Source organism: Streptomyces europaeiscabiei, assembly GCF_001550375.1.
Classification (GTDB): domain Bacteria; phylum Actinomycetota; class Actinomycetes; order Streptomycetales; family Streptomycetaceae; genus Streptomyces; species Streptomyces europaeiscabiei.
This window is the reverse complement of the sequence record NZ_LRTR01000275.1, coordinates 1-8898: the sequence shown is the minus strand read 5'-3', so window position 1 is coordinate 8898 and position 8898 is coordinate 1. Positions and strand designations below refer to the sequence as shown.

7 protein-coding genes are annotated in these 8898 nt (G+C 67.9%); 2 read left to right on the top strand and 5 right to left on the bottom strand.

Going from position 1 to position 8898, the window contains the following annotated elements; genetic code table 11:
* Both AWZ10_RS13040 and AWZ10_RS13035 read left to right on the top strand, forming a co-directional pair.
* On the top strand, positions 1-863 hold an 863-nt coding region (locus AWZ10_RS13040; protein WP_060891136.1), incomplete at its 5' end, for a class E sortase.
* 25 nt (positions 864-888) lie between these two features.
* Positions 889-1629: a class E sortase gene (locus tag AWZ10_RS13035; RefSeq protein ID WP_060891135.1), complete on the top strand. Its 741-nt coding sequence runs from the start codon at positions 889-891 to the stop codon at positions 1627-1629.
* A gap of 173 nt (positions 1630-1802) precedes the next feature.
* On the opposite strand, the gene pknB is transcribed toward AWZ10_RS13035, so the two are convergent.
* The 5 genes from pknB to AWZ10_RS13010 form a co-directional block, all read right to left on the bottom strand.
* Entirely contained in the window at positions 1803-3794 is a 1992-nt protein-coding gene (gene pknB / locus AWZ10_RS13030) for a Stk1 family PASTA domain-containing Ser/Thr kinase (RefSeq protein ID WP_046703134.1), read from the bottom strand.
* 169 nt (positions 3795-3963) lie between these two features.
* Positions 3964-5433, bottom strand: a complete 1470-nt coding sequence (locus AWZ10_RS13025; protein ID WP_046703133.1) for a penicillin-binding transpeptidase domain-containing protein — start codon at positions 5431-5433, stop codon at positions 3964-3966.
* A complete protein-coding gene (locus AWZ10_RS13020; protein ID WP_037689725.1) occupies positions 5430-6881 on the bottom strand; it encodes an FtsW/RodA/SpoVE family cell cycle protein in 1452 nt (483 codons plus the stop codon). The genes AWZ10_RS13025 and AWZ10_RS13020 overlap by 4 nt, the downstream gene beginning before the upstream one ends.
* Before the next feature lie 27 nt (positions 6882-6908).
* Positions 6909-8438, bottom strand: a complete 1530-nt coding sequence (locus tag AWZ10_RS13015; protein ID WP_244172479.1) for a Stp1/IreP family PP2C-type Ser/Thr phosphatase — start codon at positions 8436-8438, stop codon at positions 6909-6911.
* Between the two features lie 128 nt (positions 8439-8566).
* Positions 8567-8898: FHA domain-containing protein FhaB/FipA (locus AWZ10_RS13010; RefSeq protein ID WP_159058265.1), on the bottom strand; the 332-nt coding region annotated here is incomplete at its 5' end.

Sequence of the window (8898 nt, the reverse complement as noted above, 5' to 3'; positions counted from 1 at the left end):
CCGCCGGGGGGGGCGGGGCGGCCCGCCGTAAGGCCGCCAGGCGGCACGGGAGGCACGGAGGCTCCCAGGGTGCCCACGCGGCCTCCAGGGCCGCTCAGGGGCCGGAGAAGCCCTTGCTTGCGGCCGGTGAGGCGTCGGCGTCGGCGCCCCGCTCCAGGGTCGAGGCGCGGCGGGCGGCGCGGGCGCGGAAACCCAGCGCCGGTGTGCTCGCCAGCCGGGCCATCGGCGAGGTGTTCATCACCACCGGTGTCGTGATGTTGCTGTTCGTCACCTACCAGCTCTGGTGGTCGAACATCCGGGCCCACCAGCAGGCGGGCCGGGAGGCGACGAGCCTCCAGGAGGAATGGAAGAACGGCAAGCGTGCGCCGGGCGCGTTCGAGCCGGGACAGGGCTTCGCCATCCTGCACATCCCGAAGCTGGACGTCGTCGTGCCGATCGCCGAGGGCATCAGCAAGTCGAAGGTGCTGGACCGCGGGATGGTCGGGCACTACGACGTGAACAGCATCAAGACGGCGATGCCCGAGGACAAGACGGGTAACTTCGGTATCGCCGGCCACCGCAACACCCATGGTGAACCGTTCCGTTACATCAACCGGCTCAAGCCGGGCGACCCGATCGTCGTGGAGACGCAGGACAAGTACTACGTCTACGACATGGCCTCCATCCTGCCGGTGACACCGCCGTCGAACGTCAGCGTGCTCAATGCCGTGCCCCCCGGATCGGGGTTCACCGAGCCGGGCCGCTACATCACGCTGACCACGTGCACGCCGGAGTTCACGAGCAAGTACCGCATGATCGTGTGGGGCAAGATGGTGGAGGAACGGCCGCGCAGCGAGGGAAAGCCCGACGCGCTCGTCCAGTAGGGGCTCGACCAAGGGCGGAAGAACTGTGGCAGTGACCACCGACGACACCGAAGAGACGACGGGCGCGCCCGAGACCGCGCCGCGCCGGCGCCGTATGAGCCGGCTGGCCATGGCGGTCAGTGTCTTCGGTGAACTCCTCATCACCGCGGGCCTGGTGCTCGGGCTGTTCGTCGTCTACTCGCTGTGGTGGACGAACGTGCTCGCCGACCGCGAGGCGGACAAGGAAGGGAACAAGGTCCGCGACAACTGGGCCTCCGACAACGGTCCGGGCGCCCTGGACACCAAGGACGGCATCGGCTTCCTGCACGTCCCCGCCATGAACAACGGCGAGGTCCTGGTGAAGAAGGGCACCTCCACCAAGATCCTCAACGGTGGTGTCGCCGGTTACTACACCAACCCGGTCAAGGCGACCCTGCCCAGCTCCGACAAGGACGGCAACTTCACCCTCGCCGCCCACCGCGACGGCCACGGTGCGAAGTTCCACAACATCGACAAGCTCGGCAAGGGCGACTCGATCGTCTTCGAGACCCGTGACAACTGGTACGTCTACAAGGTCTACGACACCCTCACCGAGACCTCGAAGTACAACGTCAAGGTCCTCTCGAACATCCCCAAGGAGTCCGGCAGGAAGAAGGCCGGCAAGTACATCACCCTCACCACCTGCACGCCCGTCTACACGTCCCGGTACCGGTTCATCGTGTGGGGCGAGCTGGAGCGGGTGGAACGGGTGAACGCGGAACGCACGCTGCCGAAGGAACTGCGGTAGCTGTCTCGCGCTGATTTCCTGCGCTAAGGGATGTTTCACGTGAAACAGTCGGTTTCACGTGAAACATCGGAATGACGAAGGAGCCCCGGCACCCCCTTCAGGGAGGGTGCCGGGGCTCCTTCGTCGTGCGGGACGAGGTGGTGGATCAGTCCTCGTCCTGGGAACCGGTGGGGCTATCCGAAGAAGCCACCGCCGTCGCTCCCGCCATTGTTGTTGTTGCCGTTGTTGCCGCCGAAGCCGACCGACGCGAGGGTGATCGTCGTCTGGGCCGGGTCGGCGTCGTTGCCGCCGTCCGGGTCCTGGTCGGTGACGAACGCGGTGTCGCTCTGGTCGCTGCCGTTGGCGAACTGGATGTTGGTGAAGCCGGCCGCCTGCAGGATCTGCTTGGCCTGGCCCACCGTCTGGCCGACGACGTTCGGGACCTTGGCCTTCTGCTCTTCCTTCTCGGCCGCCTTGCCGATCTGGATGGTGACCGTGTCGCCCTTGTTGAGCTCGGAGCCCGCCTCCGGGTTGGTGGCGATGACCTTGCCGACGAGGTTGCCGTCGTCGGTCTCGACCTCGGTGCAGGTGCCGACGAGGTCGTTGGCCTCCATCTGAGCCTTGGCGGCGTCGCAGCTCCGGCCGGTGACGGTCGGCACGGTGGCCTTCTCCTCGGCCTTGGCGACCTCCAGCGTGACCGTCGAGCCCTTCTCCAGCTCCGTGCCCGGATCAGGATCCTGGCTGAGGACGGTCCCGGCGTCTTCCGAGGACTCCGTCGACTTGGTCTCGACTTGCATGCCCTTGTCTTCGAGCATCTGCGTGGCCTTGTCGATGTCCCTAGAGATGACGTTCGGGATCGCCACCTTCGGAGCGCCCGTCGAGATCACCAGGGCGATGGTGTCGCCCTTCTTGACGACGGTGTCGGCCTTCGGTGTCTGCTCGCAGACGTTGCCGGTCTTCTGGTTCTCGCACTCGTCCTTGGTGGTCGTCACCTTCAGGTCGACGTTGGTGGCTGCCTGTTTCGCGTCCGCCTCGCTCTGGCCCACGAAGTTCGGCGCCTTGAGGGTGTCGTTGCCGGCGTCGTTCCCCGGGAACATCCACATGCCGATGAGGATCGCGCCGATCAGCACCAGCACACCCGCGAGGACCAGGAGGATCGTCGAGGTGTTGTTCTTCTTCTGCTGGCGGCGGCGGCCCTGGCGGTCGTCGTAGCCGTAGCCGTCGTCCGGGCCGACCGGTGGCAGCATCGTCGTGGCACCGGCGTCGGCGCGCAGGGCGGTGGTCGGCTGGTCGTCGGGGTAGCCGCCGTAGCCGACCGAGCCCATGGCCGCGGTGGCCGCGACGGGCTGGCCGTCGAGGCAGGCCTCGATGTCGGCGCGCATCTCGTCGGCGGACTGGTAGCGGTAGTCCGGGTCCTTGACCAGCGCACGCAGGACGATGGCGTCCATCTCCGGCGTGATCTCCGGGTCGAAGACGCTCGGGGGCTGCGGCTCCTCCCGCACGTGCTGGTAGGCGACCGCCACGGGGGAGTCGCCGATGAACGGCGGGCGGACCGTCAGGAGCTCGTAGAGCAGACAGCCCGTCGAGTACAGGTCGGAACGGGCGTCCACCTGCTCGCCCTTGGCCTGCTCCGGGGAGAGGTACTGGGCGGTGCCGATGACAGCGGACGTCTGCGTCATCGTCATGCCGGAGTCGCCCATGGCGCGGGCGATGCCGAAGTCCATGACCTTGACCTGGCCGTTGCGCGTCAGCATGACGTTGGCCGGCTTGATGTCGCGGTGGACGATCTGGTTGCGGTGGGCGTACTCCAGGCCCTGGAGGATGCCGATGGTCATCTCCATGGAGCGCTCCGGCAGCAGCCTGCGGCCGCTGTGAAGAAGCTCACGGAGGGTGGAACCCTCGACGTACTCCATGACGATGTACGGGATCGAGACCCCGTCGATGTAGTCCTCGCCCGTGTCGTAGACCGCCACGATCGCGGGGTGGTTGAGTGAGGCGGCCGACTGGGCCTCCCGGCGGAACCTGGCCTGGAAGGTGGGGTCGCGCGCGAGGTCCGCTCGCAGCGTCTTCACCGCCACGGTGCGGCCGAGGCGGGTGTCCATCGCGAGGTAGACCTCCGCCATGCCACCACGGCCGAGCACCTGGCCCAGCTCGTACCGGCCGCCGAGGCGACGCGGCTCTTCCATAGCTTCCTACCAGCCCTCTCCGTCGGTCCCGACCGCACCCATGTGCGGTCCGGCGGCTGTGCTCCGGGCATACGGTACCCGGATCGCCCTCTGTGACCTGGCCAACCGCGTCACTCGATACAGGACCGGTATCGCAACGTGCACCGATGTGCAGGCGACGTGAGCGGGGTCACTTCTTGCTGTTGATCACTGCCTGCATCACGCTCTTCGCGATCGGGGCGGCGACACCGCCACCGGAGATCTCACCACGGTCGGCCGCACCGTCCTCGACGACCACGGCCACGGCGACCGGCGAGCTGCCGTCGCTGAGCTGGGCGTACGAGATGAACCAGGCGTACGGCTTCTCCTTGTTGTCCACGCCGTGCTGCGCGGTACCGGTCTTGCCGCCGACGGTGACGCCGCCGCCGATCTTCGCCCGGCCGCCGGTGCCCTGTGGGTCGTTGACGACGGTCTTCATCATGTCCTGCAGCTTCTGGGCGGTCTCCGGTGAGACCGCCTGGGACAGCGTCTCGGGCTCGTGCGTCTCGATGACGTCGAGGTTGGAGGCGCGCAGTTGGTCGACCATGTACGGCTTCATCAGCTCGCCGTCGTTGGCGACGGCCGAGGCGACCATGGCCATCTGCAGCGGGGTGCTGCGGTTGGAGGCCTGGCCGATGCCGTCCATGGCGTTCTGCGGATCGTTGTCCTCGGGGTAGACACTCTCGGCGGCGCGGACCGGGACGTCCAGCTCGTCCTCGTTGAAGCCGAACTTCGCGGCCTGCTCACGCATCTTCTCGTTGCCGACGTTGTCCGACATCTTCGCGAAGACGGTGTTGCAGGAGACCATCAGCGCGTAGCGCAGGGTGGCGTTCTTGCACACACCGTGCTCGTTGGTGAGGTCGGTCTTCGTGCCGGGCAGCTGGTACGGGTCGGGCGTGCTCGTCTTGTCGTCGATGTCCGAGACGACGCCGTTCTCCAACGCCGCGGCGGCCGTGACCACCTTGAACGTGGAGCCCGGCGGGTAGGTCTCCCGCAGCGCGCGGTTCAGCATCGGCTTGTCGGAGCTCTTCTCCAGCTTGCCGAAAGTCTCGCTGTCCTTGTTGCTGATCCCGGCGAACGTCGACGGATCGTACGACGGTGTGGAGGCCAGGGCGAGGATCGCGCCGGTCTTGGGGTCGAGCGCGGCGACGGCGCCCTTCTTGTCGCCGAGGCCCTCGAAGGCCGCCTTCTGCGCGGCGGCGTTGAGGGTGGTGACGACGCTGCCGCCCTCCTTCTTTTTGCCGGTGAGCATGTCCAGCGTGTTCCGGAAGAAGAGCCGGTCGTCGTTGCCGGTGAGGATGCCGTCCTCGAGGTTCTCCAGCTGCGAGGCGCCGACGATCTGCGAGGAGTAGCCGGTGACCGGCGCCCACATCTCGCCGTTCTTCCAGGTGCGCTTGTACTTGTAGTCGAGGCCCTTGGAAGCGGTGGACCCGGTGATGGCCTTGCCGTCGACGATGATGTCGCCACGAGGCGTGGCGTAGCGCTCGATGGCGACGCGCCGGTTCTCCTTGTCGGTGGCAAGGGAATCTGCCTTGACGTACTGGAGCCAGTTGTTGCGGACGAGCAAGGCGAGGACCAGGAGCCCGCAGAAGATCGCGATGCGGCGCAGGGGTTTGTTCATGACGGGCGGACCACCTGGGTCATCTCGGCGTCGGGGTTGGGTGCGGGGGCGGGCGCGGGCCTGCGCGCGGTGTCGCTGATTCTGATCAGGACGCCGATGAGCGCCCAGTTGGCGATGACCGAGGAACCGCCGTATGCCAGGAACGGCATCGTCATACCGGTCAGGGGGATGAGGCCCATCACACCGCCGGCGACGACGAAGACCTGGAGGGCGAACGCGCCGGACAGGCCGACTGCGAGCAGCTTGCCGAAGGGGTCGCGGGCGGCGAGGGCCGTTCGGATGCCGCGCTCCACGATCAGGCCGTAGATCAGCAGGATCGCCATCACCCCGGTCAGACCCAGCTCCTCACCGAAGGTGGCGAGGATGAAGTCGGAGTTCGCGGCGAAGCGGATGAGCTCCGAGTGGCCCTGGCCCCAGCCGGTGCCGAGGGTGCCGCCGGAGCCGAACGCCCACAGGGCCTGCATAGCCTGTTCGGAGTGGACGATGCCGTCGGTGGTCCCCGCGCGGCTGAGCTTGTACTCGCGGTACGGGTCGAGCCAGGCCTGCACACGGGTCTGGACGTGCGGTTCGAAGCTGGCCACGCCGACGGCGCCGGCCGCGGACATCAGCAGACCGAAGACGATCCAGCTCGTCCGCTCGGTCGCGACGTACAGCATGATCACGAACATGCCGAAGAACAGCAGCGAGGTACCGAGGTCGGTCTCGAAGACCAGGATGAGGATCGACATCGCCCAGACGACGATGATGGGACCGAGGTCGCGGCCGCGCGGGAGGTAGAGGCCCATGAATCGGCGGCTGGCCAGCGCCAGCGCGTCGCGCTTCACCATCAGGTAGCCGGCGAAGAAGATTGCCAGCACGATCTTGGCGAACTCGCCGGGCTGGATGGTGAAGCTGCCGACCTGGATCCAGATCTTGGCGCCGTAGGTGAGCTCGGCGCCGAGGCCCGGTACCAGGGGGAGCAGCAGCAGGACCAGCGCACCGACCATGGAGATGTAGGTGTAGCGCTGGAGGGTGCGGTGGTCCTTGAGGAAGATCAGCACGGCGATGAGGAGAGCGATGCCCATCGCCGTGTAGATCAGCTGGTTCGTCGCCTTTCCACCGGCCACGCCGAGGCCTCGCAGGAGCTCCGACTGGTCCAGCCGCCAGATGGCCACCAGCCCCAGGCCGTTCAGCAGCGTGGCCAGCGGCAGCAGCAGCGGGTCCGCGTACGGCGCGAACTTGCGTACGACGAGGTGGCCGATGCCGGCCAGCACGCCGAGGCCGATGCCATACGCGGCCAGACCGGCCGGGACCTCGTCGTTCAGGGCGAGACCCACGTTGACGTAGGCGAACACCGGGATGACGACCGCGAACGCCAGCAGCGCCAGCTCGGTGTTGCGTCGGCTCGGGGTGCCGATCGCGCCGATCGTGGACGTGTGCTGCGTCGACGGGTTTGTAGTACTGCTCATCGTGTGAGTGGGCCCCTCGCGGCTTGCCTACTGCTCACCGCACCGTGAGACCAGTTCCTGCTCCTCCTCCGAGAGGCTGGGGCCGGTCGACGGTGTGGGTGCGGTCTGGGTCGGGGTCGGGGACGTCGACGATGTCGACGTCGGGGACGGTGTGGCCTTGGACGTGAGGGAGGTCTTCGTGGTTCCCGTGACTCCGCCGGCCTCGCCCTCGCCGGTCTTGGCGTTGTTGTCCGCCGCCTCGCGGCGCTCGGCGTTCTTCTTGCACGCCGACGCCTGGGTGGAGAGCTCCGTGATTTTCTTCTCGGCGTCGTTCAGACCGCCCTCGGCGATCGTGGCCTCCACCAGCTTCTGCTGGTAGGACGGGAGGTACTTGAGTTCGATCTCGGGGTGATCCTTCTCCACGTTCGAGAGCGAGATCCAGGCCAGGTCCTGGCTGATGCCGCGGTACAACGCCACATGGTCGTCGTTGGCGCCGACGTAGTACTGCGTCTGCGTCCAGCGGTAACCGCTGTACAGGCCCCCGCCGACCACGGCGAGGGCGAGGATGCCGAAGAAGGATCTCTTCAGCCACCTGCGCTTCTTGCGCGGCTTGACGAAGTCGTCGTCCGAGTAGTCGTCGAAGCTGCCCGCGGCCGGCATGTACCCGGTGGCGTCGCCGGAACCGGGCGGGCCGAACTCGCCGCCGCCCTGTCCGTGTCCCTGGCGGCCGAGCCCGGAGGCGCGGCCGGCCGGGGTCTGCATGATGCCGTTGTCCTGCAGGTGGAGCTGGTTCTCGGCGACCGCGCCGACCACGACCGGGGTGTCGGAGAGCTGCCCGGCGAGGGTGTCCCCGGTGTCGAGATCGAGGACGTCGGCGATGATGACCGTGATGTTGTCCGGGCCGCCGCCGCGCAGCGCGAGCTGGATCAGCTCCTGCACGGTCTCCTGCGGGCCCTGGTAGCTGGCGAGGGTCTCCTCCATCGTCTGGTGGGAGACGACGCCGGACAGACCGTCGGAGCAGATCAGGTACCGGTCGCCGGCGCGGACCTCGCGGATGGAGAGGTCGGGCTCGACGTGGTCGCCACTGCCCAGCGCGCGCATCAGCAGGGAGCGCTGCGGGTGGGTGGTGGCCTCCTCCTCGGTGATGCGGCCCTCGTCGACCAGACGCTGCACCCAGGTGTGGTCCTGGGTGATCTGGGTGAGGACGCCGTCCCTGAGGAGGTACGCGCGGGAGTCGCCGACATGCACGAGGCCGAGTCGCTGGCCGGTCCACAGCAGGGCGGTGAGCGTGGTGCCCATGCCCTCCAGTTGGGGGTCCTCCTCGACCATCGCGCGCAGCTGGTCATTGGCGCGCTGCACGGCGGTGCCGAGGGAGGTGAGGATGTCGGAGCCGGGGATGTCGTCGTCGAGCGTCACGAGGGTGGAGATCACCTCGGAGGAGGCGACCTCACCGGCCGCCTGGCCGCCCATGCCGTCGGCGATCGCGAGCAGCCGGGGACCGGCGTAGCCCGAGTCCTCGTTGCCCTCGCGGATCATGCCTTTGTGCGATCCGGCGGCGAAGCGCAGTGACAGACTCATGCGCACCTCGCCTGTCGGCTCCGGGTACATCCGCACGGTGCCCACCCTCCGGTCGGGAGCGCGCCGAGGCCCCTGGTGGGGGCCGCCGCCGCGTGCTCGCTCCGCTCGCGCCTACTCATGATGTAGCACTACTTCCGCAGCTCGATGACGGTCTTGCCGATGCGGATCGGCGCGCCGAGCGGAATCGGCGTGGGAGTCGTCAGTCGGTTCCGGTCGAGATATGTGCCGTTGGTGGACCCCAGGTCCTCGACGATCCACTGGCCGTCGCGGTCCGGGTAGATCCGGGCATGTCGGCTGGAGGCGTAGTCGTCGTCCAGCACGATCGTGGAGTCGTGTGCGCGGCCCAGGCTGATGGTCTGGCCCTGCAGCGCCACGGTCGTACCCGTCAGCGTGCCTTCGCTGACGACGAGTTTGGTCGGCGCGTTGCGCCCGCGGCGCCCGCCGCCGCCGGTGGCGGGCG